The sequence below is a fragment of the Serratia sp. (in: enterobacteria) genome, from assembly GCF_051654945.1.
Classification (GTDB): domain Bacteria; phylum Pseudomonadota; class Gammaproteobacteria; order Enterobacterales; family Enterobacteriaceae; genus Chania.
The window spans coordinates 170,861-197,374 of sequence record NZ_JBOFZA010000037.1; the positions used below are offsets into that span (position 1 = coordinate 170,861).

General features: G+C 55.9%; 23 protein-coding genes. 12 read left to right on the forward strand and 11 right to left on the reverse strand.

From position 1 onward, the window contains the following. Nucleotides 1-82 precede the first annotated feature (82 nt). Together nirD and nirB are read right to left on the reverse strand one after the other, a co-directional pair. Nucleotides 83-412 (reverse strand): nitrite reductase small subunit NirD, encoded by a 330-nt coding sequence (gene nirD, locus ACRDCA_RS04395; RefSeq protein ID WP_438688454.1) that lies wholly within the window; start codon nucleotides 410-412, stop codon nucleotides 83-85. After that, nucleotides 409-2,958, reverse strand: coding sequence for a nitrite reductase large subunit NirB (gene nirB / locus ACRDCA_RS04400; protein WP_438688455.1), 2,550 nt, complete (start codon nucleotides 2,956-2,958; stop codon nucleotides 409-411). The genes nirD and nirB overlap by 4 nt, the downstream gene beginning before the upstream one ends. Nucleotides 2,959-3,245: 287 nt before the next feature. Between nirB and ACRDCA_RS04405 the strand changes: the two genes are divergently transcribed. Beyond that, a complete protein-coding gene (locus tag ACRDCA_RS04405) occupies nucleotides 3,246-4,529 on the forward strand; it encodes a cytosine deaminase (RefSeq protein WP_438688456.1) in 1,284 nt (427 codons plus the stop codon). Between the two features lie 54 nt (nucleotides 4,530-4,583). On the opposite strand, the gene tsgA is transcribed toward ACRDCA_RS04405, so the two are convergent. Both tsgA and ACRDCA_RS04415 read right to left on the reverse strand, forming a co-directional pair. Further along, a complete protein-coding gene (tsgA, locus tag ACRDCA_RS04410) occupies nucleotides 4,584-5,768 on the reverse strand; it encodes an MFS transporter TsgA (protein ID WP_438688457.1) in 1,185 nt (394 codons plus the stop codon). A gap of 231 nt (nucleotides 5,769-5,999) precedes the next feature. Beyond that, nucleotides 6,000-6,980: a LacI family DNA-binding transcriptional regulator gene (locus tag ACRDCA_RS04415; protein WP_438688458.1), complete on the reverse strand. Its 981-nt coding sequence runs from the start codon at nucleotides 6,978-6,980 to the stop codon at nucleotides 6,000-6,002. A gap of 284 nt (nucleotides 6,981-7,264) precedes the next feature. On the opposite strand from ACRDCA_RS04415, the gene ppiA reads away from it, so the two are divergent. The 6 genes from ppiA (at nucleotide 7,265) to argD (ending at nucleotide 14,394) form a co-directional block, all read left to right on the forward strand. Then, nucleotides 7,265-7,834 (forward strand): peptidylprolyl isomerase A, encoded by a 570-nt coding sequence (ppiA, locus tag ACRDCA_RS04420; RefSeq protein WP_021181682.1) that lies wholly within the window; start codon nucleotides 7,265-7,267, stop codon nucleotides 7,832-7,834. Between the two features lie 166 nt (nucleotides 7,835-8,000). Then, nucleotides 8,001-9,686 carry a LytS/YhcK type 5TM receptor domain-containing protein gene (locus ACRDCA_RS04425; protein ID WP_438688459.1) on the forward strand — a complete coding sequence of 562 codons (1,686 nt, stop codon included), beginning with the start codon at nucleotides 8,001-8,003 and terminating at the stop codon, nucleotides 9,684-9,686. Further along, nucleotides 9,686-10,411: a two-component system response regulator BtsR gene (btsR, locus tag ACRDCA_RS04430; protein WP_438688460.1), complete on the forward strand. Its 726-nt coding sequence runs from the start codon at nucleotides 9,686-9,688 to the stop codon at nucleotides 10,409-10,411. Before ACRDCA_RS04425 ends, btsR begins: the two co-directional genes overlap by 1 nt. A 175-nt stretch (nucleotides 10,412-10,586) precedes the next feature. Further along, entirely contained in the window at nucleotides 10,587-12,116 is a 1,530-nt protein-coding gene (locus ACRDCA_RS04435) for a helicase HerA-like domain-containing protein (RefSeq protein ID WP_438688461.1), read from the forward strand. A gap of 390 nt (nucleotides 12,117-12,506) precedes the next feature. Next, entirely contained in the window at nucleotides 12,507-13,082 is a 576-nt protein-coding gene (locus ACRDCA_RS04440; RefSeq protein ID WP_438688462.1) for an aminodeoxychorismate synthase component II, read from the forward strand. Nucleotides 13,083-13,176: 94 nt separating this feature from the next. Further along, a complete protein-coding gene (argD, locus tag ACRDCA_RS04445; RefSeq protein ID WP_438688463.1) occupies nucleotides 13,177-14,394 on the forward strand; it encodes a bifunctional acetylornithine/succinyldiaminopimelate transaminase in 1,218 nt (405 codons plus the stop codon). Nucleotides 14,395-14,426: 32 nt separating this feature from the next. On the opposite strand, the gene ACRDCA_RS04450 is transcribed toward argD, so the two are convergent. Both ACRDCA_RS04450 and crp read right to left on the reverse strand, forming a co-directional pair. Further along, nucleotides 14,427-16,502 (reverse strand): YccS/YhfK family putative transporter, encoded by a 2,076-nt coding sequence (locus tag ACRDCA_RS04450; protein ID WP_438688464.1) that lies wholly within the window; start codon nucleotides 16,500-16,502, stop codon nucleotides 14,427-14,429. A gap of 59 nt (nucleotides 16,503-16,561) precedes the next feature. Beyond that, nucleotides 16,562-17,194, reverse strand: coding sequence for a cAMP-activated global transcriptional regulator CRP (crp, locus tag ACRDCA_RS04455; RefSeq protein ID WP_005969523.1), 633 nt, complete (start codon nucleotides 17,192-17,194; stop codon nucleotides 16,562-16,564). 381 nt (nucleotides 17,195-17,575) lie between these two features. On the opposite strand from crp, the gene ACRDCA_RS04460 reads away from it, so the two are divergent. Next, nucleotides 17,576-17,983: an OsmC family protein gene (locus ACRDCA_RS04460; RefSeq protein WP_025122361.1), complete on the forward strand. Its 408-nt coding sequence runs from the start codon at nucleotides 17,576-17,578 to the stop codon at nucleotides 17,981-17,983. A gap of 2 nt (nucleotides 17,984-17,985) precedes the next feature. Here the strand turns inward: ACRDCA_RS04460 and ACRDCA_RS04465 are convergent, their stop codons facing one another. Further along, nucleotides 17,986-18,894: a LysR substrate-binding domain-containing protein gene (locus ACRDCA_RS04465; RefSeq protein WP_438688465.1), complete on the reverse strand. Its 909-nt coding sequence runs from the start codon at nucleotides 18,892-18,894 to the stop codon at nucleotides 17,986-17,988. 192 nt (nucleotides 18,895-19,086) lie between these two features. On the opposite strand from ACRDCA_RS04465, the gene ACRDCA_RS04470 reads away from it, so the two are divergent. Beyond that, nucleotides 19,087-20,277, forward strand: a complete 1,191-nt coding sequence (locus tag ACRDCA_RS04470) for an MFS transporter (protein WP_438688466.1) — start codon at nucleotides 19,087-19,089, stop codon at nucleotides 20,275-20,277. Nucleotides 20,278-20,288: 11 nt separating this feature from the next. Next, nucleotides 20,289-21,461, forward strand: a complete 1,173-nt coding sequence (locus ACRDCA_RS04475) for an amidohydrolase (RefSeq protein WP_438688467.1) — start codon at nucleotides 20,289-20,291, stop codon at nucleotides 21,459-21,461. A 39-nt stretch (nucleotides 21,462-21,500) separates the two neighbouring features. Here ACRDCA_RS04475 and ACRDCA_RS04480 read toward each other — a convergent pair whose 3' ends face one another. The 3 genes from ACRDCA_RS04480 to ACRDCA_RS04490 all read right to left on the reverse strand — a co-directional run bounded on the left by ACRDCA_RS04480 (nucleotide 21,501) and on the right by ACRDCA_RS04490 (nucleotide 23,732). Then, complete coding sequence (locus tag ACRDCA_RS04480) at nucleotides 21,501-22,370, reverse strand: phosphoribulokinase (RefSeq protein ID WP_438688468.1); 870 nt, start codon at nucleotides 22,368-22,370, stop codon at nucleotides 21,501-21,503. 151 nt (nucleotides 22,371-22,521) lie between these two features. Beyond that, a complete protein-coding gene (locus tag ACRDCA_RS04485) occupies nucleotides 22,522-22,755 on the reverse strand; it encodes a YheU family protein (protein ID WP_024530813.1) in 234 nt (77 codons plus the stop codon). Next, a complete protein-coding gene (locus ACRDCA_RS04490; RefSeq protein WP_438688469.1) occupies nucleotides 22,752-23,732 on the reverse strand; it encodes a hydrolase in 981 nt (326 codons plus the stop codon). Before ACRDCA_RS04490 ends, ACRDCA_RS04485 begins: the two co-directional genes overlap by 4 nt. A gap of 117 nt (nucleotides 23,733-23,849) precedes the next feature. Between ACRDCA_RS04490 and ACRDCA_RS04495 the strand changes: the two genes are divergently transcribed. After that, entirely contained in the window at nucleotides 23,850-24,452 is a 603-nt protein-coding gene (locus ACRDCA_RS04495; protein ID WP_438688470.1) for a LysE family translocator, read from the forward strand. 10 nt (nucleotides 24,453-24,462) lie between these two features. Then, the gene (locus ACRDCA_RS04500) at nucleotides 24,463-25,245 is read left to right on the forward strand and encodes a PhzF family phenazine biosynthesis protein (RefSeq protein WP_438688471.1); all 783 of its coding nucleotides are present in this window, start codon (nucleotides 24,463-24,465) and stop codon (nucleotides 25,243-25,245) included. Here the strand turns inward: ACRDCA_RS04500 and ACRDCA_RS04505 are convergent. Beyond that, nucleotides 25,237-26,217 (reverse strand): LacI family DNA-binding transcriptional regulator, encoded by a 981-nt coding sequence (locus tag ACRDCA_RS04505; protein ID WP_438688472.1) that lies wholly within the window; start codon nucleotides 26,215-26,217, stop codon nucleotides 25,237-25,239. The genes ACRDCA_RS04500 and ACRDCA_RS04505 overlap by 9 nt on opposite strands. Nucleotides 26,218-26,514: the final 297 nt, after the last annotated feature.

Below are 26,514 nucleotides of genomic sequence, written 5' to 3' on the forward strand. Positions count from 1 at the left end.
CTCAGGAGAGGGGACCGAACGTGCCACAATTTGACTCTGTACCCTGACCTCTGCACCGTACCAGCTGGGAGAGGGGGGATGATTACTTAGCAGCTACCTGAACCAGGCCGTCGACTATCCGGCTGTCGAAGCTGGCCACGGAGCGGCTCTCATCTTCCAGGCAGAAGCCATCGCGCAGGCGGAAGTGCTGTTTCTTCAATGGGCTGGCGACCCACAGCTCACCTTGATGCTCGGCGATCAGGCCGCGAGAAAGTACGCTGGCCTGGGCAAACGGGTCGATATTGCTGATGGCAAACAGTTGCTCATCGGCATAGGGGCGGAATATTGCCACCTGCTGGTTGCCGATCAGCGCACACACGCCGGTAGCGGGCAGGATGTCGGCGATGGGGCAAACGGTGATCCACTGGCTCATGCGTTGTTCTCCTCGGTTGCCAACAAGGTGACCGGAATGCGTTCATCCGGGCGCGCTGGGCGATGTTGTTCGCGCTCGCTCACGACCTGAACGTTAGGATCGCGCTGGCTGTTGTTGATAAAGTGGGCGAAACGCACCTGAGCGGCAGGGTTTTCGACGGTGGTTTTCCATTCACAGATCACCGCTTCACGCAGGCGAGCAATTTCGGCTTCCAGCTGCGCGTTGATGCCCAGCTTGTCGTCGATAATCACCTTGCGCAGGTAATCGATGCCGCCTTCCAGACTTTCCAGCCAGACCGAAGTACGCTGCAATTTATCGCCGGTGCGGATGTAGAACATCATGAAACGGTCGAGGTAACGCATCAGCGTTTCGTTGTCGAGATCGGCTGCCAACAGGTCGGCATGACGCGGTTTCATCCCGCCGTTGCCGCAGACATACAGGTTCCAGCCGTTTTCGGTGGCAATAATGCCGACATCTTTACCCTGTGCCTCGGCACATTCGCGGGTACAGCCGGAGACGCCAAACTTCATTTTATGTGGGGTACGGATACCTTTGTAACGGTGTTCAAGCTGTACGCCAAAGCCGACGCTGTCCCCCACGCCATAGCGGCACCAGGTGCTGCCGACGCAGGTTTTTGCCATCCGCAACGCCTTGGCGTAGGCGTGACCGGTTTCGAAACCGGCGGCGATCAGCTTGCTCCAGATCGCTGGCAGGTCATCTTTCTGCGCGCCGAACATGCCGATACGCATTGAACCGGTCATCTTGGTATACAGGTTATATTCTTTGGCGATCTGGCCAACGGCGATCAGTCCTTCCGGGGTGATTTCACCACCGGCAGAGCGTGGGATCACCGAATAGGTGCCGTCTTTCTGGATATTGCCCAGGAAGTTGTCGTTGGTATCTTGCAATGGGGTGTGCTGTGGTTTGAGTACATACTCGTTCCAGCAGGAGGCCAGCAGTGAACCCACGGTGGGTTTACACACTTCACAGCCGTAACCCTTGCCATATTTCGCCAGCAGCTCGTCGAAGGTTTTGATGCCTTCAACCCGGATCAGGTGGTATAGCTCCTGGCGAGAGTAGGCAAAGTGTTCGCAAAGGTGATGATTAACTTCGATACCCTGTTTGCTCAGCTCGGCGTTCAGCACCTGGGTGATCAGCGGAATACAGCCGCCACAGCCGGTGCCGGCCTTGGTTTCGGCCTTGATCGCCGCCACGGTATGGCAACCCATATTCACCGCTTTGATGATATCGCCCTTGCTGACGTCGAAGCAGGAGCAGATCTGGGCGGTTTCCGGCAGTGAATCTACGCCGATGGCCGGTTTGCTGCCGGCATGGGCTGGCAGGATCAGGCTATCCGGGTTTTCCGGCAGTTCGATATTATTCAGAGCCAGCTGTAGCAGGTTGCCGTAGTCGCTGGTATCACCGACCAATACGGCACCGAGCAGCGTTTTGTTGTCCGCGCTGACGACCAGGCGTTTATACACCTCTTTGCTTTCATCCAGATAGACGTAGCTGCGGGCGCCTTCGGTACGCGCATGCGCATCACCAATGCCCCCAACGTCGACCCCCAGCAGCTTCAGCTTGGCGCTCATATCGGCACCCTGGAAGCTGTTTTCACGGTTCAGCAGATGGTCGGCGGTTACCTGGGCCATCTTGTAGCCCGGAGCCACCAGGCCGAAGGTGCGCTGCTGCCAGGAGGCGCATTCGCCAATGGCGTACACGTCCGGATCGGAAGTCTGGCAGTTATCGTTAATGGCAATACCGCCGCGAGGGGCAGTTGCCAGCCCGCATTGGTGAGCCAGTTTGTCCTGCGGGCGGATGCCGGTAGAGAAGACGATGAAATCAACTTCCAGCTCGCTGCCATCGGCAAAGTGCATCGTTTTACGCGCGCTTTTGCCACCGTTGACGATCTCGGTGGTGTTTTTGCCAGTGTGGACTTTGACGCCCATGCGTTCGATCTTGCGGCGCAGCTGGTCGCCACCCATCGGATCGAGCTGTTCTGCCATCAGCATCGGTGCAAACTCAATAACGTGGGTTTCCACGCCCAGGCTTTTCAGTGCGCCAGCCGCCTCCAGGCCGAGCAGGCCACCGCCCACCACCGCGCCGCGTTTACTGCGACGGGCGCAGGATTCGATGGCGTTGAGATCTTCTATGGTGCGATAAACGAAGCAGTCCTGGGTTTCTGAGCCTTTGATTGGCGGGATCCACGGATAGGACCCGGTTGCCATAATCAGCTTGTCGTAATACACCGTGCGGCCGGTATTGGAGTGGATCACTTTCTCGGCGCGGTTAATGGTGATTGCGCGTTCACCTACCAGCACTTTTACGCCCTGTTTTTCGTAGAAGCCTTCGCGAACCAGCGAAAGCTCTTCGGCAGTGTGGTGTGAGAAATAGGAGGAGAGATGCACGCGGTCATAGGCGATGCGCGGTTCTTCGCAAAAGATGGTGATCTCAAACTGATCTTTGTCTGCCTTTTCCAGCAGATCTTCGATAAAGCGGTGGCCGACCATACCATTGCCGATGACCGCGAGTTGGACTCTGCTCATTATTGCCTCAAAATTCTGATTTCCTGCCTGTACCTTATTCCTCCCGGAAGGCAGTTTATTGATACAGGTCAAGCTAGCCCCTATATACCTCTAAGGTGGTATATATATGATTTTTATCGATATTTGATAAGTTGCGGTTTTTACTCAACTTTAGCTGAATCGAGCCAGTTTTTGAAAAAAGTACGCCTTGCGGAGTAGTGAGAGGGAGGAAAGCCGAGCGGTGACTTTGTCTGCCCACCGTTGCCCAGTATGATGAACAAAATGGTGAGCCGAACAGAGGTAAAGCAATGGCGAACAATCCGGTCAAGTTTATCGATAACCTGCGCCTGAGCGGGCATGAAGGGCGATGGCAGATGGCCATTGAGCAGGGGCGGATCGCGCATCTTATTCCACAGCCGGAGGGGCTGGAGTGGCGTAGCGACGTGTTGGATGCCGAGGGGGGCCTGGCGTTGCCGCCGTTTATCGAGCCACATATCCACCTGGATACCACGCAAACCGCTGGTCAACCCGCCTGGAACCAGTCCGGTACGCTGTTTGAAGGCATTGAACGTTGGGCGGAGCGCAAGGCACTGCTCACACATGAAGACGTCAAGCAACGCGCCTGGCAGACGCTGAAATGGCAAATCGCCAACGGCGTACAGCATGTGCGCACCCACGTCGACGTGTCCGATCCCACACTGACGGCGCTGCGTGCCATGCTGGAGGTCAGGCAGGAGGTTGCTCCCTGGATCACGCTACAGATCGTGGCCTTCCCACAGGAAGGGATCATGTCGTATCCCAATGGGGAAGCCTTGCTGGAGGAGGCGTTACGGCTCGGAGCCGATGTGGTTGGTGCTATCCCGCATTTTGAATTCACCCGTGAATATGGCGTGGAATCGTTGCACAAGGCCTTCGCCTTGGCGCAGAAATATGATCGGCTGGTGGATGTTCACTGTGACGAGATTGACGATGAGCAATCCCGCTTTGTGGAAACCGTAGCCGCGTTGGCGCTGAAGCTGGAGATGGGTACCAAGGTTACCGCCAGCCACACCACCGCAATGCATTCCTACAACGGGGCTTATACTTCGCGGCTGTTCCGCCTGTTGAAAATGTCTGGTATCAACTTCGTTGCCAACCCGTTGGTGAATATTCACCTGCAAGGGCGTTTTGATACTTACCCTAAACGACGCGGAATCACCCGGGTGAAGGAGATGCTGGCGGCGGACATTAACGTCTGTTTCGGCCATGACGACGTCTTCGACCCTTGGTATCCGCTGGGCACCGCCAATATGTTGCAGGTACTGCATATGGGGCTTCACGTCTGCCAACTGATGGGGTATGGCCAGATTGATGACGGCTTGAAGCTGATCACTACCCACAGTGCACGAACCCTGGACCTGACGGATTACGGTTTACGCGCAGGTAATAGCGCCGACTTGGTTATTCTCCCGGCAGACAGCGGCTTTGATGCGGTGCGCCGTCAGACACCGGTGCGTTATTCAATCCGAGCGGGGGCGGTCATCGCCGCAACTCAACCTGCGCAAACCACGCTGTATCTGACGCAGGAAGAACAGGTCGATTTCCGGCGCTAGGTATAAAAAAAGGGTTCTGCATTGGCAGAACCCTGATGTTGCCGCTATCAGCAATTAGTGCGTAGCATGCCCGTGGCTGCGGTGCTTGGTAACAAAACCGAGCAGCAGACACATCACAAATACCGCCAGATACAGGCCGTTGGCCGTAGTCAGTGCAGCATGAACTCCGCTGTTGGCCACGATCGGGCCGGTGACCACGAAGGTCAGCATGGTACCGATGGTGCCGCAGGTCAGGATAAAGTTGACCAGTTTCGGTGAGGAAACCTTGGTCTGCTGCGAACCGAGCGTGATCAGCGTGGTGTAGATCGCGCTGGAGACAAAGCCCAGAGCCATGATGTAGTAGCTCAGCAGCGCTGGGTTGTTGGTGCTGATAAACAGATACATGGCAAGGGTTGCCAGCGCGGCCAGCACGGTGACGATGCGTTGCAGGTCAAAGAAACGCAGCACGAAGCTGAACACCCACATGCCGATCATGTATGAAGTCCAGAAATTACTGACTACGCTGCCTGCCTGGTCGATATTCATGCCGAAGGTTTTGGTGGCGTATTCCGGCACCCATTGGATAAAGCCCAACTGGCCAAGGATGTAGCACAGCGCGGCGATGGCCAGGAACAGCACGCCGATGCCCCATTTCTCTTTCACTACCGGCTCGTTGCTTTCTTTCCCTTTTTTGCCCAGTACCGGGAATTCGGAGCACAGCGTCAGCACGAAGATGGCCAGGTACAGCACCCCGATACAGGCGTAAACCCAGTACCAGCCGATGCTGCGCGCCAGCAGCATTGCGGCGACGATCGGGAAGATCATTCCGGCCATGCTAAAGAAGGAGTCGGTAAACAGCAGGCGTGAACCACGTTGGCGGCCCGCATACATATGGGTGATCAGGAAGGTACCGATCGACATGGTGATACCGCTGACCACGCCGAGCACAAACATGCACAACGAGAACAGAGTCAGGCTTTTGCCTACCATCAGCCCGGCGATCGCCAGCAGCATCAGGATAAAGCCAAAGATCAGCTGACGTTTCAGCGGAATGATTTCCATCAACCAGGCGTTGAGGAAAATTGAAATCAAAATACCCGCGTTAAGGAAGGTAAAGGTATTGCTCATACTGGAAACCGGCAGATTGAAATACTCTGCGATGTTTCCCATCACCATCCCTGTGACGATCACTAATGCACCGGTCAGCGCATAAGCGAAGAAGCTGATCCAGGTTAGCCGGATGCGGTTGCTGTCATTCATGTATAAGGCCTGATTATCGTCGTTGTGGTTTATACCCTTGGGATCCCGGCCGAAACCTGAATAGCCGTAGGGTTTAAAGTTGGCATAAGGCCGCCGATCCTTCCTGTGGTAAACATGGAAAAATCGTGTTCAGGCCACCAGGAGGCGGATCCTAGCATAGACAACGGGAGTTTTTGTGATGTATATCGACATTTTGATGCAAGGAGTGAGAGGTTGTTAGATTTTATGTGATCAGTTACCAGGTGTGGCGATCGAATCGCGTTGGACGATGGTGGGATCAAAGCTCACCGGAGCAGTAAGCGGATCGATTAGCAAACGTGCGGCATGTTGCGCCATCTCGGTAATCGGGAAATGCAAGCTGGTGAGCGCCGGGCGGACAAAAGGCGCTCGCTCGCCGCTGTCATAACAGATCAACGAAATATCCTGTGGTACGCGCAGATGGCGTTCATTAATCGCCAGCAAGGCACCTATCGCCATTTCCTCGTTGCAGCAGTAAATCGCCGTAGGCAGCGCTTTGCTGCGTAACAGCTGGTCAGCGCACTGGTAGCCGCTCTCCAGGTCATAAACTCCTTCCGGGCAGCCTACCGGTTGCAGGTTGGCGGTCTGCATGGCATTGAGGAATCCTTGTAATCGCAGTTGGCTGGAGGCACGCTGGGTTGGGCCGCTGATACAGGCAATGCGCCGATGGCCGGCATCGATCAACCGCCGGGTGGCGAGCTGGCTGGCGTAAACGTGATCGAAGGTGACGCAACGATCTTCCAGGCCGGGAACCAGGCGATCCAGCAGCACAAAGGGGCGCGGTTCGGCGGCCAACTGACGCAGACGATCGTCGCTGAGGCAGCGCACGTGCAGGATCAAACCGTCGCAACGCAGGCTGAACAGACGTTGGATGGCTAGCAGTTCGTTCTCTGCGCTGTTACGGCCTTGGGTCACCAGCAGCTGTTTACCGTTGGACTCGGCTTCGGTTTGAATGCAATCCATCAGGGCACCAAAGAAGCCGCCACGGTACGAGGTGGTGACCAGGCCCAGGGTATTGCTTTGGCTGGATGCCAATGCCCTGGCTGCCGGGTTGGGGGTGTAGCCCAGTTCGGCCACCGCCCGTTTGACCTTTTCACGGGTGGCCGCTTTGACCTTGTTGTCGCCGTTGACCACGCGTGACACAGTCGCGCGGGATACGCCCGCGATGGCCGCAACATCTTCCAGTGTCACCATTTTCCTGCTCCTTATTCCGGGCCGATCCCCAAACTTGCCCAGATTACAGGGAATAAGCGAGTCCGGCGAGCCGAACCCGGCGATCCGTGAAACTGTGGTAAATAATGCGTGATCGGCTTGGCAAAAATAAGCTCGGGGATCATACTGTCGACAGGAAAAAGTCGGGCGCAGTAAGAAACGTCCGGCAATTGAGTAAATATAGGTAAATGGCTGGCGCTACCGGGCACAGCTCTTTAGAATCAAAGCGCTTTCCGTTGTTTGTATCTCAAAGAAAGGACCCGTTCATGTTCAAACGTACTTTAGTGACCTTCGTAGCGCTGTGTTCCCTGACAGCCATGGCACCTGCTGCATTAGCCGCCGGTGAAACCCACGTCATGCTGACCACCTCGGCAGGGAATATCGAATTGGCGCTCGACAGTCAGAAGGCACCGGTCTCAACCAAGAACTTTATTGACTACGTGAACAGCGGTTACTACAACAACACCGTTTTCCACCGCGTGATCCCGGGTTTCATGGTTCAGGGCGGCGGTTTCACTGCGGATATGCAGCAGAAAACCACCAATGCACCGATCAAGAACGAAGCCGACAACGGCTTGCGTAACCTGCGTGGCACCATTTCCATGGCGCGTACCGCCGATAAAGACAGCGCCACCAGCCAGTTCTTCCTGAACGTGGCAGACAATGCTTTCCTCGATCACGGCCAACGTGATTTTGGTTACGCGGTATTTGGCAAGATCGTCAAAGGGATGGACGTGGTAGATAAAATCTCTCAGGTACCTACCGGCAACGTCGGTCCTTACCAGAATGTCCCGAGCAAGCCGATCGTGATCCTGTCAGCCAAAGTGCTGCCTTAATGCGATCGAGCCGGTCCCTGCCTGGGGGCCGGTCTGCTTTTCCCTCTCGAAGCTTTGCCTGCATCACTGTTTTTTTCGCCCCCACGTGATTTAATTGCCCGCCTATAACCAGACCGGATACCCGGCACTTTTCGATCGCCCTTGTTGTTCAGGATGAGCTGCTGTTATGTACGAATTTAACCAGGTGTTACTGCTGCTACAGCAGATGTGCGTGTATCTCGTCATTGCCTATCTGCTGAGCAAGACGCCGCTGTTTATTCCGCTGATGCAGGTGACTATTCGCCTGCCGCACAAGCTGTTGTGCTACGTCATTTTCTCGGTGTTCTGCATTATGGGCACCTACTTTGGCCTGCATATTCAAGACTCCATTGCCAATACCCGTGCTATCGGTGCCGTCTTGGGCGGGCTGCTGGGCGGGCCTTCCGTCGGTTTCCTGGTTGGCCTGACGGGAGGGCTGCATCGCTATACTCTGGGTGGCATGACCGATGTGGCCTGCGCGATTTCAACCGTGGCCGAAGGGCTGGTCGGGGGCATCGTACATAGCATTGCCATGCGGCGTGGGCGTATCGATCTGCTGTTCAACCCGCTGTTTGTTGCCGGCATTGCGCTGGTGGCCGAAGTGCTGCAAATGGCGATTATCCTGATCGTTGCGCGCCCGTTCCCTGAGGCGGTGCTGCTGGTGGAGCATATCGTCCTGCCGATGCTGATCGCCAATACCATTGGGGCCGCCATGTTTATGCAGATCCTGTTGGATCGGCGGGCAATGTTTGAGAAATACACCAGCGCCTTCTCCTCCAAGGCGCTGAAGATCGCCGAACGCACCGAAGGTATCCTGCGCCAGGGCTTTGACCAGGAAAACAGCATGAAGGTGGCGCGGGTGATCTATCAGGAACTGGGCATTGGTGCCGTGGCGATCACCGACCGCGACAAGCTACTGGCCTTTATCGGCATCGGAGACGATCACCATCTGGCGGGCACGCCGATTTCCTCAGTCCACTCCCATCGCGCCATTGACAACAACGAGGTGGTGTATGCCGATGGCAACGAACTTTCCTACTGTTGTTCCATTAATGCCAACTGCAAGCTTGGTTCCACGTTGGTGATCCCTTTGCGTGGCGAGAATCAGCGGGTGATCGGCACCATCAAGCTGTACGAACCCAAAACCAAACTGTTCAGCACCATCAACCGTACGCTGGGCGAAGGGATCGCCAGCCTGCTGTCGGCGCAAATCATGGCTGGGCAATACGAGCGCCATAAACAGTTGCTGGCACAGTCGGAAATCAAGCTGCTGCATGCCCAGGTGAATCCACATTTTCTGTTCAATGCACTGAATACGCTGGTGGCGGTGATCCGTCGCGATGGCGATCGGGCCTGCGAACTGGTGCAGTATCTATCGACCTTTTTCCGCAAAAACCTCAAGCGCTCCGACGATGAGGTGAGCTTGGCGGATGAGATCGAGCACGTGAACGCCTATCTGCAAATCGAGAAGGCCCGCTTTGCCGATCGGCTGGAGATTACGGTTTCACTGCCGGAAGAGCTGCTGTCGGTGCGTTTACCGGCTTTCTCACTACAGCCGATTGTGGAAAATGCCATTAAGCACGGTACTTCACATCTGTTGGGGATTGGCCGTGTCGATATTGGTGCGCGGCTGGAAGGCGATCATTTGCTGTTGCAGGTGACGGATAATGCCGGACTGTTTCGCCAACAGACCGGTGGCAGTGGCTTGGGGATGAACCTGGTCGATCGGCGGATCCGTGTGCGCTATGGTGAGGATTATGGCGTGCAGGTCACCTGTGAGCCTGAAGCCTATACTTGCATCACCCTTAATGTTCCTCTGGCGAGGGCTGCCTGATGTTGCGCGTACTGATTGTTGATGACGAACCCTTTGCCCGCGATAACCTGCGCCACCTGCTGGAAGAGGAACAGGGCGTCACCATTATTGGTGAATGTGCCAACGCCATTGAGGCCATCAGCCAAATCCACCGTCTGCAACCGGACGTGGTGTTTCTGGATATCCAGATGCCGCGCATCAGCGGGTTGGAGATGGTCGGTATGCTCGACCCGAACCGGATGCCCTATATCGTGTTTCTGACGGCTTATGACGAATACGCGGTGCAGGCCTTCGAACAGCATGCGTTCGATTACCTGTTGAAACCGGCAGAGCCAAACCGGCTGAATAAAACCCTGCAACGCCTGCATCAGCGCCGTGCCCCGCAGAATATTGCGGCCCTGGAAGAAAGTGCGGGTTACCTGAAATACATTCCCTGTACCGGCCATAGCCGGATTTACCTGCTGCGCTTTGATGAGGTGATCGCCATTCGCTCACGCTCAACCGGGGTATATGTCGTACGCAATAACGGCATGGAGTGCTTTACCGAGCTCACGCTGCGTACGCTGGAAAGCCGTACCCCGCTGGTGCGCTGCCATCGGCAATATCTGGTTAACCTTGAGCAGGTCAAAGAGATCCGTTTTGAGGAAAGTGGCACGGCGGAAATGATTATGTCGGTGGGCGAACCGGTGCCGGTCAGCCGCCGTTATCTGAAATCGTTGAAAGAAGAGCTGGGGTTACGCGGTTAAGGTTACGCCACAGATTGACTCCCATGTCTGATATCGGCTCCGCATCAGCTCCCTCCCCGTGGAGAGGGTTGGGGTGAAGGGGCTTTTTGTTTGTCCTTGACGGGCTTTCATGGCGCTTATAGCCTTGTTGATATCAACGGGCGCATTCGCGCCGTACAGGGTTATAGGAACTCAGATGAGCGAAGCACGGATTATTGCCAAAGCGATGAAAGACGGGAAACCGGTGCAGGATCTGGTTATTTTGCCTGCCTTGGCCAACCGCCACGGTTTGATCACCGGGGCAACCGGTACGGGTAAAACGGTTACCCTGCAAAAGATGGCCGAGCAGTTCTCGCGCATCGGCGTTCCGGTATTCCTGGCAGATGTTAAAGGCGACCTATCGGGCATTGCGACCGAAGGGATTCCTTCCGAGAAATTGCAGGCCCGGCTAGCCGCCATTGGCGTTACCGACTGGCAACCCCAGGCCTGTTCCATGATCCCCTGGGATATTTTTGGCGAAAAAGGTCATCCCATCCGCGCCACTATTTCCGATCTTGGCCCGCTGCTGCTTGGCCGCTTGCTGGATCTGAACGAGGTGCAGAGCGGTGTGCTGCAACTGGTGTTCAAAATCGCCGATGACAACGCGTTACTGCTGTTGGATATGAAAGACCTGCGGGCGATGGTGCAGTTCGTCGGGGATAACGCCAAACAGTTCCAAACCCAGTACGGCAACATCTCCTCGGCTTCGGTCGGGGCGATCCAGCGCGGCTTGCTGACGCTGGAACAGCAGGGTGCCAACCAGTTCTTTGGCGAGCCGATGCTGGATATTCATGATTTGATGAAAACCGACGCCAACGGGCATGGCATCATCAACCTGCTGGCGGCGGATAAGTTGATCAATCAGCCGAAGCTGTATGCAGTATTTTTGCTGTGGTTGCTGGCGGAGTTGTTTGAACACCTACCGGAAGTCGGTGACCCGGAACAGCCTAAGCTGGTGTTTTTCTTTGACGAGGCGCACCTGCTGTTTAACGATGCCCCACCGGCCTTGCTGACCAAAATTGAACAGGTGGTACGCCTGATCCGCTCCAAAGGGGTGGGTATCTACTTTGTTACCCAGAACCCATTGGACATTCCTGACAGTGTTCTAGGTCAGTTGGGTAACCGTGTCCAGCACGCGCTGCGGGCCTTTACGCCTCGCGATCAGAAAGCGGTGAAGGCGGCGGCACAAACCATGCGCGCCAATCCAGACTTTGATGCGGAAACGGCAATCACCGAATTAGGCGTGGGCGAGGCGCTGGTTTCCTTCCTCGATGAGAAAGGACGGCCGAACGTGGTGGAGCGTGCGATGGTGATCGCACCGGAATCGAAAATGGGTATGTTGGGGGCCGAAGGGATGAACAGCGCCATCAATAAATCCCCGCTCTATGGCCGCTACGAAGATATGGTGGATCGCGAATCTGCCTATGAAAAGCTGGCCGCAGGTGGTTTTGCTACCGTGGGGACGCCACAGCCTGGGCAACCGGCGCAGAAACCGGCCGCAGGGCAAGAGAGCGGCGGTGGTGGTTTGCTGGGCGGATTGAACGAGATCCTGTTCGGCTCTACCGGCCCGCGCGGTGGCAAGCACGACGGCATTGTACAGACCGCTGCCAAGAGCATGGCTCGCGACCTGGGCCGCCAGATCCTGCGTGGCGTGTTAGGCTCAATCATGGGTGGCCGCAAGAAGTAGGCCTGCGATTCATCATGTGGGGTTCAGTTCACGTGCAGCGCCCACTTAGCTACACCGCCAATTTCGCAGACAGTGTCTGCGAAATTGGTTTTGAACTCGTTTATTGAATGACTCTCGTGAAGCCCTCGTGCTTCACCCAGCAGCTGAATATCATGAAGTGTCGAGCAAGGCTTTCTAGCAATCGCCCCCTCACCCCAGCCCTCTCCCACTGTAACGACTGGAGTCTCATGGGCATTTGCTTGAGGGAGAGGGAGCGAGCCCAGAGGCGAAGTCGGGTGCTGGGGGGAATCTGTAGCACGGTATGCCTAGGGGTATTGCTTATTTCATCGCTTAACTCAAGATCCTGGCTCTTTATCGCTATTTTAATAATATCAATATATTAGGTTTTTCATGCTGCTGCTGATCGATAACTACGACTCTTTTACCTATAACCTCTATCAGTACTTCTGCGAACTGGGTGCCGAAGTGCTGGTGAAGCGTAACGATGAACTGCAACTGGCCGATATCGAGCGGCTGGCACCGCAACATCTGGTGATCTCCCCCGGCCCCTGCACGCCGAATGAGGCGGGTATCTCATTGGCCGCCATTCGCCATTTTGCTGGCAAGCTGCCGATCCTTGGGGTCTGCCTCGGGCATCAGGCGTTGGGTCAGGCGTTTGGTGCCGACGTGGTTCGTGCCCGCGAGGTGATGCACGGCAAAACCTCGGCCATTCGACATAACAATCTTGGCGTGTTCAATGGATTGAATAATCCGCTGACCGTCACTCGCTATCATTCCCTGATCCTGGACGCCGCTACCTTACCGGATTGCTTTGAGGTAACGGCCTGGAGCGAGCGTGACGGCCAGCGCGATGAGATCATGGGCATCCGCCACCGGACGCTGGCGCTGGAAGGCGTGCAGTTCCACCCGGAAAGCATTCTCAGCGAGCAAGGGCATCAGTTGCTGGATAATTTCCTGCGAAGTTAGCCATTAGCGGCTATTTAGGCTTGCTCTTGATTGGTTTTTTATGCATATTTTGTGATTATATTTTCACTTGATAGCTAGCCGTCTGGAGCCACTAATGACCGAAAAAACCGCAGTCACCCGCAGCACTTTTGATCAGGTTATCCTGCCTGTTTATGCACCCGCTCAGTTTGTGCCGGTGAAGGGCAAGGGGAGCCGCGTATGGGATCAGCAAGGGAAAGAATATATCGACTTCTCTGGTGGCATCGCGGTGACTGCGTTAGGGCACTGCCATCCGGCCCTGGTCGAGGCGTTAAAGCAGCAAGGTGAAACCTTATGGCATACCAGCAACGTGTTCACCAATGAGCCCGCGCTGCGTTTGGCCAGCAAACTGATCGACGCCACCTTCGCCGACCGGGTGTTTTTCGCCAACTCGGGTGCGGAGGCCAACGAAGCGGCTTTCAAGCTGGCTCGTCATTACGCCATCACCCGTCATAGCCCGTATAAAACCAAGATCATCGCGTTTAATAACGCCTTCCATGGTCGCACGTTGTTCACCGTCTCCGTGGGCGGGCAGCCAAAATACTCCGACGGTTTTGGGCCGAAACCGGCTGACATCGTACACGTCCCCTTCAACGACCTGGCCGCAGTGAAAGCAGTAATGGACGATCACACCTGTGCGGTGGTGATGGAACCTATTCAGGGTGAAGGGGGCATTACCGCCGCCGATCCTGTTTTCCTCAAGGGCGTACGTGAGCTCTGTGATCAACATCAGGCGCTGCTGGTGTTTGATGAAGTACAAAGCGGCATGGGCCGCAGCGGCAAGCTGTTTGCCTATATGCATTACGGCATTACGCCAGACATCCTCACCACTGCCAAAGCGTTGGGCGGCGGTTTCCCGGTGAGTGCCATGCTGACTACCGAAGAGATCGCTTCGGTGATGCAGGTCGGCACTCACGGCACCACTTACGGCGGCAACCCACTGGCCTGTGCGGTGGCAGAGGCGGCGTTGGACGTGATCAATACGCCGGAGGTGCTAAGCGGTATTGAGCAGCGCCGCGGGCTGTTTGTTCAGGCTTTGCAGGCAATCGCTCAGAAATACGATGTTTTCAGCGATATTCGCGGCATGGGGCTGCTGATTGGTGCGGAGCTCAAGGCTGGTTATCACGGCAAAGCGCGCGATTTCCTTACTGCCGCCGCCGCGCGCGGTTTGATGATCCTCAACGCCGGGCCGAACGTGATCCGCTTTGCCCCTTCACTGGTGGTGGAGTTGAAAGATATCGAAGAGGGGATGGCGTTGTTCGAGCTGGCCGTACAGGACGTGATTAACGGCTAATCAAGCTGGCGGGGCTGCGGCCCTGCCAAGCTTCAGCTATCCCGCAGTTTGCGCTTGAGCCAGATGCCGTGATGCGGGCGCTGGCGCCAGGCCAGTGAAGAGATGGTATGCATCACTGCCAGATGGGAAAGAATACGCCGCAGGTGGCGCTCCATCTCGGTGACCGGCATATCCGGGTGCAGATCCGGTGGCTGCATGATGCTGTTGCTGGTACTCGGGCCGTCATATTCCAACCGCTGCTGACAGCTCTGCAAGGCGATTTCACAGGTTTGCAGATACTCCTGAGCCAGCTTCGGCGTCAACATATAGTGCTCGCGGGCCAGAATAGTCATCGCGTTCAGGTGTTCAACCACAAACTGGTTGTGGGTGATCCACAGCCGCATATCCGCCAGATAATTCGATTCAAACCCCGGTTCCTGCATCGCCTGATTAAATGAGGTAAACAGGGCGTTATGCGCCTGATTGACCTGCATACGTGCGTAGGCCAGTTCACTGGGGTCCGGTTCCTGCTCTTCCAGCAATAAGCGCAAGGCCGTCTGATCGTTCTCCAGCGCCTGATGGGCGTTTTTACGTAGCAGACCGCTCTGCCACTGTGGCCATAGCCAGATCGTGCCGCCAAACACCAGTACGCAGCCAATTAGGGTATCGATCAGGCGTGGGACCAGGAAGTGGGTGCCATTCAGCGCCAGAAGTTGCAAGGTGTAGACGGCCGTCACGGTAAAGCCCATCACCGCCAGCCCGTAGTTTTTGCGCAGGATCAGATAGGCCGCCAGGGTAATCGCCAACATGATGCTCAGCGTCACGTTCTCTGGCATCTGTAGTTGCAACAGCCCGGCGGCAATCACCAATCCCGCCAGGGTGCCAAGGGCACGGTGCTGGATCCGCACCCGCGTAGCGTTATAGCCGTTCTGGCTGACCAGCATGATGGTCAGCAGGATCCAATAGGGCTTCGGCAGATTGAACAGCATCCCCAGGCTGCTGCCTGCCGCCAAAATGACGCCCAATCTGGCGGCGTTGCGCAGGGCGTTGGATTTGAACGACAGATAGCTGACCACCGCAGGCCAGAACGGCAGCCGAGACTGATTAGCCATCAGGTTGCGGCGGTACAGCGGGTGCTGGGTACGCAGCAGGCGTGCGATGCGGCTGAAGTGGTAATAACAGAATTGCCCGACCGGGTTATCGGCATGCTGGGAGGCAACTTTTTCCAGCGCCGCCAGCTCATTCTTCATGCTGAAACGCGCAGAGTGCCGGTGATAGAGAATATCGTCGGCCACCACCCGCAGTCGCGTGGCGATCACCTGAGCGTTACGGCGGATAATCGCTTCGGCCTGGCTTTGCTCCACCAGCTTCTGCACTTCTTCCGGTAAATGCAGGCTGACGGTGATGTGTTCTTGTAGGTCGAGCGCCACCTGAAATATGCGCTGCAGGCGCTTTTGCTCCAGATTATCGGCATGGGGCAGGAAATTCAGCTGTTGGTATAGCAGGCTGATCAGATCCATCACTTTTTGTTGGCGTTGCAACAGCGGCGGCAGGGCGGTTTCGGGATCGGTATGCTGGGTCAGCAAGGTATATTTGGCTTCAAAATAGTCGGCTAACTGCAGATACAGTTGGCTCAGGGATTCGCGCATCGGCTGCTCTTTCCACAGCTTGAACCAGAACCAGGTAAATAGCCCGTACCAGGCCGTGCCGACGATATACAGCAACGGGGCATGCCAAATGGGTACGGTGCCTACCATGCTGAGGGAAAAGATGGCGGCCACCAGAGCGGCTGGCAGCAGGCGCGCATGTAGCGGGCTGATCTCACCGCTAACGCCAAGCAGCAGCGCCATACCCAGCATCAGCAAGGGTAGCGGCAGATCCCACAGCAGGGCTTGTTGCAGCAGCAGGCTGCTGAGGGCAAATAAGGAACCGCCCACGACCAGGCGTTTGAAAAAGCGTTTGTGTGGCGTATCCAGCCCGGCGATGTTGCAGCAGGCAGGGACCAACGAGAACAGCATACCGAGTTGCAGGTTGCCAATCAGCAGGCCAAACGCCACCGGCAGGCACAACACCAGCGTCTGCCGCAGTGCGTAGTTGACTTCCGGGTGGTAGATCAGGCGGCGCCACATGGTTGTTGGCTGTTCAGTTGGTAAAGAAACGGCGCATGGCTGCGCCGTTTCTTAGGGGATTAACGCGTACCGTACACGACAATGGTTTTGCCGTGCGCGGAGATCAAATTCTGATCTTCGAGCATTTTCAAAATACGACCGACGGTTTCACGTGAGCAACCGACGATTTGGCCAATTTCCTGGCGGGTGATTTTGATCTGCATGCCGTCAGGGTGAGTCATGGCATCAGGCTGTTTTGCCAGGTTCAGCAAGGTCTGTGCAATGCGGCCGGTAACGTCAAGGAAGGCGAGGTTACCCACTTTCTCTGAGGTGACTTGCAGGCGGTTGGCCATCTGTGCGGACAGGCGCATCAGGATATCCGGATTAACCTGGATCAACTGGCGGAATTTCTTGTAGGAAATTTCAGCCACTTCACAGGCAGTTTTGGCCCGAACCCAGGCGCTACGCTCCTGGCCTTCTTCAAATAATCCAAGCTCGCCGATGAAATCCCCCTGGTTAAGGTAGGACAGGATCATCTCTTTGCCTTCTTCATCTTTAATCAGCACCGCGACGGAGCCTTTAACGATGTAGTAAAGCGTTTCGGCTTTTTCACCTTGGTGAATCAGCGTACTCTTCGATGGATATTTGTGGATATGGCAATGAGACAGGAACCATTCGAGAGTCGGGTCTGTTTGCGGTTTGCCGAGAACCATTCGCTATTATCCTCTGTTGTTATCGCTGCCTTGTATCACAGGGGTCAGAGTTCCCTGTAAAACGTGCTTATAGCCTGGTGTTTTAATTGTGGCTATCAACAGGTTTTGAGGCGTGTTATAGAAATACGCTTGTGCTCTAGCATATTAACTTGCGGGGAGTGCTGCAAGCTACATTCTGTTAACATACCAATATAGGGGCCTTTCCTTGGACGTATCCCTGAAATCGGTGACCTGGAAAGAGTTATTGCGGCTCTGTTTGTAGCACAGAGTGAGGCGGGTGTCTTGTGTTGTCTCGCTTCAGCATGATTAGCGTCAGGTTCCGTTGCCAGAATGTATGCGAAAGCGTACCCTGTTTTTAAGAAATTAACCGGAGTATGTAAAATGCAGGCAAGAGTTAAGTGGGTAGAAGGGCTGACTTTCCTGGGTGAGTCTGCGTCCGGCCATCAGGTGTTGATGGATGGCAATGCGGGCGATAAAGCGCCAAGCCCGATGGAAATGGTGTTGATGTCCGTCGGCGGCTGTAGTGCCATCGATGTGGTGTCGATCCTGCAAAAAGGGCGTAACGATGTGCGTGATTGCGAGGTGAAGTTAACCTCGGAGCGTCGTGAAGAAGCGCCACGTCTGTTTACCCATATCAACCTGCATTTTATCGTCACCGGTAAAGGGCTTACCGATAAGATCGTGGAACGCGCGGTCGACCTTTCTGCCGAGAAATACTGTTCCGTTTCCCTGATGCTGAGCAAGGCCGCCAGCGTCACCCACAGCTTTGAAATCCGCGAAGTCGCCTGATCCTACCAAGGGTAGCGCAGGCAGTGGGCGCGCAACAAATCAAGAAATCGCCGCGCCGTCACGGTTAGCGGCGATTTTTGTGAATACAGCACGCAATATTGCGCCTGCGGCAGCGTATCGATAGGCAAGGTCACCAGCCGATGCTGTAAATGGAATGGAGCACTCATCGCTCGTGCCACAATAGTCAGATAATCCGCCTCCAGAACCATATTCAACCCGCAGGTCACCGAATCCGAGCGAATGGGCGAACGGCTCAATTGCTGATAGAAGGTGCCTAACACCGCGCGCAGTTGCTGGTAATAACCCATATCGGTTTCCGGTAACAGCCACTTGGCCTCACGCAACTCGTCCAATGAGGTTGCCTGCGCCAAGGGATGTCCCTGACGCGCGATAATGCAAAAAGAGGCGCTGAACAGCGGCTCACGCACCAAATCCTCCAGCGGCAGCTCCGGGCTGACGGTTCCCACGGCAAAATCCAGGCGGCCTTCGCGTAAGGCTGGCAGCAGGGTAGAAAGCTGCGCTTCGCGGATCAGCAGGTTGGCCTGCGGAAACGGCTGTTTAAAGGCTTCGACCAGTTCGGGTAAGACCGTCAGTGCCAGTAACGAAGAGCAGCCGATGGCGACGTTGCCTTGCGAATGTTGATTCAACTGCTGGATCTCGTCGGCGGCACGTTGCAACTCTTCCAGGATCAACTGCATGCGCAGGGCGAAGGTACGGCCGGTTTCGGTGAGCGTCATCCCCTGGCTGCTGCGAATGATCAACTGGGTTTCCAGGATCTGCTCCAGTTCGCGGATGGTGCGGCTCACCGCTGGCTGAGACTGCTCCAGAGCGCGTGCGGCCCCACGAATACTGCCGCTGCGGATCACCTGCTGGAAGACCTTCAGCTGTTGTAACTTCGGTAAATAGCGCATCCCTACCCCTATCAGTAAAAAGTATCACCCCTTACAAAATTGTATCTTATGCCGCCCGGCAAAAGGCGATAATTTCAGCATGTTGTTATAAGTGACTGTTATTAAAACTATAAAGTGACCTGGATCACATTATTCAATTACGCCTGCCAGGTGGGTAGGCAACCTGGGTGATAACTTAAAGGAATATCGGCGATGAAAAATCGTTCACTAATGATTTTTTTGCTGTTTGTGGGTTATGTCGTGGTGTACATCGATAAAACCGTAATGGGTTTTGCACTGTTGCCGATCGAACGCGAGTTCAATCTACAGCCTGAACAACTGGGTTACATTACCGGGATGTTTTTCCTGGCGTACTCTCTGTTCCAGATCCCCGCAGGCTGGCTCAACGACCGCTTTGGGTTCAAGAAAGTCTTGTGCAGTTCGTTACTGCTGCTGGGGGGATTTGCCCTGTGCTTCGGCATTCTGGGGTTCGGCCTGGGCCTGCTGGTGACGTTCCGCTTCCTGTCCGGTATTGGTCACTCCGGCTATCCGTGTTCCTGCGCCAAGGCCGTGGTGGCGAATTTCCCTCTGGAACAACGCACCTTCGCACAGTCAATTCTGCTGTCTTCCGCCGGGTTGGCGATGACCGTCGGGCCGTTGGTCACGGTTTACTGCCTGGATCACATCGGCTGGCGCGGTTCGTTCTCTGCGCTTGGCCTGTTGGCCTTCGCCATTGCCGCCTGCATCCTGTGGCTGGTACCCAATCCGCCACAGGCGGCGCCCGCTAAAGCCGGGGCAGCAGCGGCGAACTATAAGGCTCTGCTGAAGAATCCAATCGTGCTGCTGCTGTTTGTGGCGATCTTTTGCATCAACATCCCGTCGTACGGCCTGATGGCCTGGCTGCCGAAGTTCCTGGTGCAGCAGCGGGGGATGCCGATTGACGTTTCCAGCATGGTGGTCGCCGCAGGCGGGCTAGGTATCTGGATCTCCTCACTCGGTACCGGCTGGCTGGTGGGGCGCTACCTGCAAGGGCGTGAGCCGCTGGTGATCTTTTTCAGCTCCTTGCTGAGCGCACTGTGCATCTGGTTGGTATTTACCAGCGAATCGGCGCTGGCGGCCAGCCTGTTCCTGTTCCTCGGCTACATCTTCCTGATGGCGTCGTTCGTCACGGTGTTTACCCTGCCGATGAAGCGCCTGCCTACAGAAGTGATGGGGGCAGCGATGGGGTTGATTAACACCGGCGGCACCTTGGGCGGCTTTGTGGCCCCTATCGCCATGGGGTATCTGATCACTATCAGTCACGACTATATGACGACGTTTATCTTTTTGGCACTGGCTATGGTGGTTTCCGGGCTGGTGATCCTGCCATTGGCGGCTAAAGCACGCCAACCGGCACTGAATTAAGGAGTAGGAAAATGAACATTGAACAACTGATCGCCGGTGTGGAACAGCAGGTCTTAGAGTGGCGCCGCCATCTGCATGCCAATCCAGAGTTGTCATTTCAAGAAGCGCAGACGGCAGATTACATTGCTGCACAACTGGCTAACCTTGGCCCATTAACGATTTCCCGCCCTACGCCAAATAGCGTTGTCGCCGATTTGCAGGGGGCAGCGCCAGGGCCGTGCTACGCATTGCGCGCTGATATCGACGCCTTGCCGATCCAGGAAGAAAGCGACGAGCCGTTCTGTTCGACCCGGCCAGGGGTGATGCATGCCTGCGGTCATGATGCCCACAGTGCGATGCTGTTAGGCGCGGCCAGCGTGTTGTGCCAGCTTCAGGCGCAGTTGCAGGGCTCCGTACGTTTTATCTTCCAGCATGCCGAAGAAGTGCCACCGGGCGGTGCCCAGCAGTTGGTCGATCTGGATGTTCTGAATGGCGTGAAGATGATCTTTGGCCTGCATGTCATGCCCAACTTTCCTACCGGCGAGGTAGGGATGAAGCAAGGGGTGTTCAGCGGCTCCAGCGATAACTTCGATATCGTGTTGCAAGGCAAGGGTGGGCACGGCTCGATGCCGCATTTGTGCATCGATCCCGTACCGATTGGTGCAGAGATCGTCAGTGCATTGCAGCAGGTGGTCGCGCGTAAGCTGGATCCGTTAAATGCCCCGGTACTGACGGTGGCAACTTTCCAGGCGGGCGACAGCTATAACGTCATCCCGGACAGCGCGCGGTTAGCAGGAACACTGCGCACTCATAATCAGGAAGTCCGCGAGCGGGTGCCCCTGCTGGTGGAGCAAACCGTCGCCGGCATCAGTCAGGCGCACGGGGCCAGCTACAAGGTTGACTGGACGCGTGGCTATACCATTGGCAATAACCATCCCGATGCCTGCGCCATTGCGCGCGAGGTCGTGGCCGAGGCCGTGGGGCCACAGGCACTGCGGGAGTTAACTAGCGCGATGTTTGGCAGCGAGGATTTCTCTTCCTATCAGGAGAAGGTGCCGGGGTGCTTCCTGTTTATCGGCAGCGGTAACGAGGCGATCGGTGCCACCTATGGCGTGCACAACCCCCGCTTTAAACTGGATGAGGCGGCAATGCAGATCGGGGTGAAACTGCATGTTGGTTTTATCCGCCACCTGTTGATGCGCTAACCCATACCGGGGCGCGGTTGATTGCCGCGCCCAATTGCTTTACTCGATCTTCTTGCCTTCCATCAGCCGCTGCACCAGAGGTGCCATGATCAACTCCATCGCCAGCCCCATCTTGCCGCCCGGCACTACCAGCGTATTGATATGCGAGATAAACGATCCTTGCAGCATCGCCAGCAAATAGGGGAAATCGATCTGATCCAGACCACGGAAGTGGATCACCACCAGGCTTTCGTCCAGCGAGGGGATCGCCTTGGCGGCAAACGGATTGGAAGTGTCCACCGTTGGGACGCGCTGGAAGTTGATATGGGTGCGTGAGAACTGTGGCGTGATGTAGCTGATATAGTCCTCCATCGAACGCACCACCGAGTCCATCACCGCCTCGCGGGAATGGCCACGCTCGCCGGTATCGCGAACCAGTTTCTGGATCCACTCCAGGTTGACGATCGGCACCACGCCAACCAGCAGATCGACATGTTTGGCCACATCGATCTGGTCGGCCACGACGCCACCGTGCAGCCCTTCGTAGAACAGCACGTCGGTGGGGGCGGGCAATGGTTCCCAAGGCGTGAACGTGCCAGGTACCTGGTTGTAAGGCACTGCCTCGTCGTAAGTATGCAGATATTTACGCGAGCGGCCGGTGCCATTTTTACCGTATTCGATAAAGCTTTGCTCCAGCAGGCCAAAATCGTTGGCCTCCGGGCCGAAGTAGCTGATATGGCGGCCCATATCGCGAGCCTTACGGATTGCCGCATCCATTTCCGGCCGGGTGTAACGGTGGAAGCTGTCGCCTTCCAACTGGGCCGATCGCAGGTTCAACTGCTGAAAAATCTTGCGGAATGCCAGGCTGGTGGTGGTGGTGCCGGCTCCGCTGGAACCGGTCACCGCGATAACGGGATGTTTGGCAGACATGATCGAGGGTCACTCCGTATTAAATGCGCAGACTCAGAATGTGATTTTTAGTGTGACTGATGCCCTTTCGCCCAAGGCGAAATTGTGCGCGTTGGTTTGCAATACTGCATTGTTACCTGATTTTTTCCCTCAGTCATAGCGCGAAATAACGCTAAATTTCTTCCTGCCCGGCGCGGATCTGCCCGCGTGGCATGATGTTGACGGTTTCATGTAACTCTGACCACACCAGCACCACCTCACCGCTTTTCAACTGGCGGCGCACGTCGTCGACCTTCTGTTCCAGCGAACGTTCGTGCTCGCCGTAGTCGGTGCCTTCGCGTAACACAAAGGATTCGATCAGGCTGTTGAGGGTCTCTTGTTCAATGTCTTGCCAGGGAATAATCACTTGGTGGGTTCCAAAAAAGGAGAAAGCCAGGCTGGGATACGTTGCTCCAGCCACATTTGTGGTTTTTTCAAGGTGCCGCCGACAAAGCCGACGTGGCCACCGCACTCCGTCAGCTGGTATTCGATATTTGACGGCAGGCTGCTGAGATCGGGGATCACCGCGTCGGTCATAAACGGATCGTCTTTGGCGTGAATGATCAGCAACGGCGTCGTGATCTGCGGCAACAGCGGCAGGGCACTGCAACGGCGATAATAATCGACTGCATCGCTGAAGCCGTGAATGCGCGAGGTGATCACATCATCAAACTCACGGATACGGCGCAGCTTGCTCAATTGCAACAGATCCAGCGGTAACGAGCCAGGGTAATACAGCAATTTACGAGTGGCATTTTGCTTGAGTTGGCCCAGCAGATAACGTTGATAAACGCGTGAGAATCCTTGCTCCATGCGCAGCGAGCAAGGCTCTAACATTAGCGGGGCGGAAACGACCACCGCCGCCTGTAGCAGGCTATCATTGCCCTGCTGGGCCAGATAATAGGCCAACATGTTGCCGCCAAGGGAAATGCCCACCGCTGCCGTTGGCACCTCGCCAAAGCTGTCACGCAGCCAACGCAGGAAAAAGCGGGCATCTTCCGTTTCGCCGGAGTGATAGATGCGCTGCTTGCGATTGGGCACGCCGCTGCAACCCCGGAAATGCATCACTACGCCTAACCAGCCTTGCTCGCGCCAGGCATTGAGCAACCCATGTGCATAAGGGCTGTAGAAATTGCCCTCTAACCCATGAAACAGCACTACGCGGGGTTTATCGCGCGCCAGTTGCGGATCTTCACTCCAGGCCAGATCGACAAAATCGCCGTCGGGCAACTCCAGCCGCTGCCAATGCGGTTGCAGTAGCACGCGGCGGCGTACCAGCCGAGGCAGCAAGGTTTGCAGGTGCGGATTGCTGGCCCCGGTCAGGGGGCGAAAAGATTCATACATAGTGAATAAAATTCTTGTTGGTGGCTATTGTGTGATCGGAACCGCACTGTTAGCTTCAAACTCATGTATTAGCAATCATACTGCAAAAAAGTCATTTGGGTGAGGAGCACCCGCTTCATGGAACTGAGTTTATTTCTTTCAATGCTAGGCTTCCTGTGGGTGGCCGCGATCACCCCTGGCCCCAACAATATGTTGCTCACCACTTCCGGTGCCAATTTTGGCTTTATGCGCTCGTTGTGGTTGATGATTGGCATCATGCTGGGTATGCAGAGTATTTTGGTGCTGGTGGCGTTTGGCGTTGGCGGGTTGATCCTGATTTATCCTTCCTTGCACCTGATCCTGAAAATCCTTGGTAGCCTCTATCTGCTGTGGCTGGCGTGGAAAGTGGCGACGGCCGCTTATGAAAAGCTGGAAACCGACGCAGCGCCGCCGAAGCCGGTACGCCTGCATCAAGGCTGGCTGTTGCAGTTCCTCAACCCCAAGGCCTGGCTGATGGCGCTGGGGGCCGTGGCGAGTTTTAGCCTGGCGGGGGATAAATACAACCACTCCATTCTGGCAATCGCCTTCGGTATTTTTGCCGTCAATATTGTGGCCGGGATCATCTGGCTGGGTTTTGGTACGGTGATTGGCCGCTTGCTGCGCAGCAAGCGGGCCTGGATTATCTTTAACGTATCAATGGGGCTGTTAACCGCAGCCTGTGTATTACTGATTTGGCATTAAGGGAACGCTAATGGCCGAGAACTATTTTCACGTTGATGCCTTCATTGGTGAAGGGCTACGGGGCAATCCGGCGGGAGTGTATCTGCTGAAACTGCCGTTGGAGACGGCGCAGATGCAGGCCATTGCCAACGAGCTGAACCTGCCGGAAACCAGCTTTGTCTGGCCGGATGGCGATATGTATGCGATCCGCTGGTTCACGCCTACGCGCGAAGTGGATCTCTGCGGGCATGCTACCTTGGCTGCGGCGCATGTGCTGTTAAACGTGGTGAATCCGGCCCTGAGCGATATCCGTTTTCGTTCCGCCAGCGGTGAACTGTACGTCAAACGCGATGCGGCCGATGGTGAACGGCTGATCCTGGATTTCCCTTCCCGTCCGGCGCAGAAAGTCGCTGAGCCGGCGCAGTTGGCCGCTTTGCTTGGGGTGCAACCGCTGGAAGTGTGGCAGGCCCAGTCGCTGATGGTGGTATTGGCGGATGAGGCACAGGTCAGGGCGGTACAGCCGGCGATTGCCGAGCTGATCGACCACCTCGGCTACGGCGTGATCGTCACGGCACCGGGTGATGAAGTGGATTTTGTCTCGCGCTACTTCTCACTGGATCGCAGCGAAGATCCGGTAACCGGCTCAACTCACTGCATAATGATGCCTTACTGGACGGCACGTCTTGGCCGTCAGGCGTTACATGCCAAACAGCTGTCAGCACGCGGTGGTGAGTTGTTCTGCGAGCTGCAAGGGGAACGCACGTTGCTGGGCGGCTACGCACGTATCTTCCTGCGCGGCACGCTTTCAGGTTGAGCTCCGTTCCAGCAGTTGCCAATCCAGCACGTCGTGGCAGGGGGGCAACTGCTGGCCCTGAATTTTCTCCAGCAGCAGTTGCACGCTGCGGGTGCCGAACTGATGCATCGGTTGTACGATGGTGGTCAGTGGCGGCGTGGTGATGCTGCCAAACGGCACGCCGTCAAACCCCATTACCGCGATATCTTCTGGAATGCGCAGCCCTTGCTGGTGCAAGGTGCTCATCGCGCCGCCGGCGATCACGTCCGAAATGGCAAATACCGCATCTGGCCGTGTCCCTGCTGCCAACAAATTGCTCATGGCCTGTGCGCCAGCGGCATAGTCCAGCCCTTCGACGTATTCCACCTGGCAATACACCAACCCTAAATCGGCCAGCGCCTGCCGGTAGCCCTGTTCACGTTGTTGTGAGTACAGATAACGCATGTCGCCGTTAATCAACGCGATGCGTTGGCGGCCCTTGGCGGCCAGATGATGCACCCCAGCCATGGCGGCCTGATGGTTATCGATGGTAACGGAAGAGGCGCGGAATTCGGTATCCCCCTCGCCGCATTGCACCCAGGGGAAATCACCGATCATGGCGGTCAGCCCTGGTAAGCAACTGATGGCATCCATGGTGATCACCCCATCAACCACTTTGCCACTTAACAGGCTGAGATAGGCGGATTCGCGGGTCGGGTTAGATTCCGAATTGCACAACAGAATATGGTAGCCGTGGCGTTCGGCTTCTTCTTCAATACCGCGTACCACCATGGAGCAGAAGGGGTTGGTGATATTGGATACCAGCACCAGCAACATCCCGCTGCGGGCAGTACGCAACTGGCGGGCCAGCAGGTTGGGTTGATAGTCACAGGCGCGGATCGCCGCCAGGACTTTATCGCGAGTGGCCGGTTTGACGATCTGTTGGTCATTTAATACCCGTGAGACGGTGGCCGCTGAGACGCCAGCGATCTTTGCCACCTTTGCTATCGACATGGTTTGCTTTTCCTTCTGCTCGTTTGCCTCGCCGTGGGGCGCTGCATGCTGTGCCCGTTTCACCGCATATTGTATCAACCCAGACAATCAATAGATTAGCGTAGGTTGAACATGTTTAACCCCGGCACATTTAGCATCATAACCAATTTGGCATCAATTTGATCCCGGCGGACAATTTGTGACGCCGATTACAAATTCATCTTCTGCCTGCTTTTATCTACCTTAATCCGGTTGCTGAAAAAAAGAAATCGATTACATTTTATTCATTGCTGAAATGTAATCGATTTCATTTTGCTT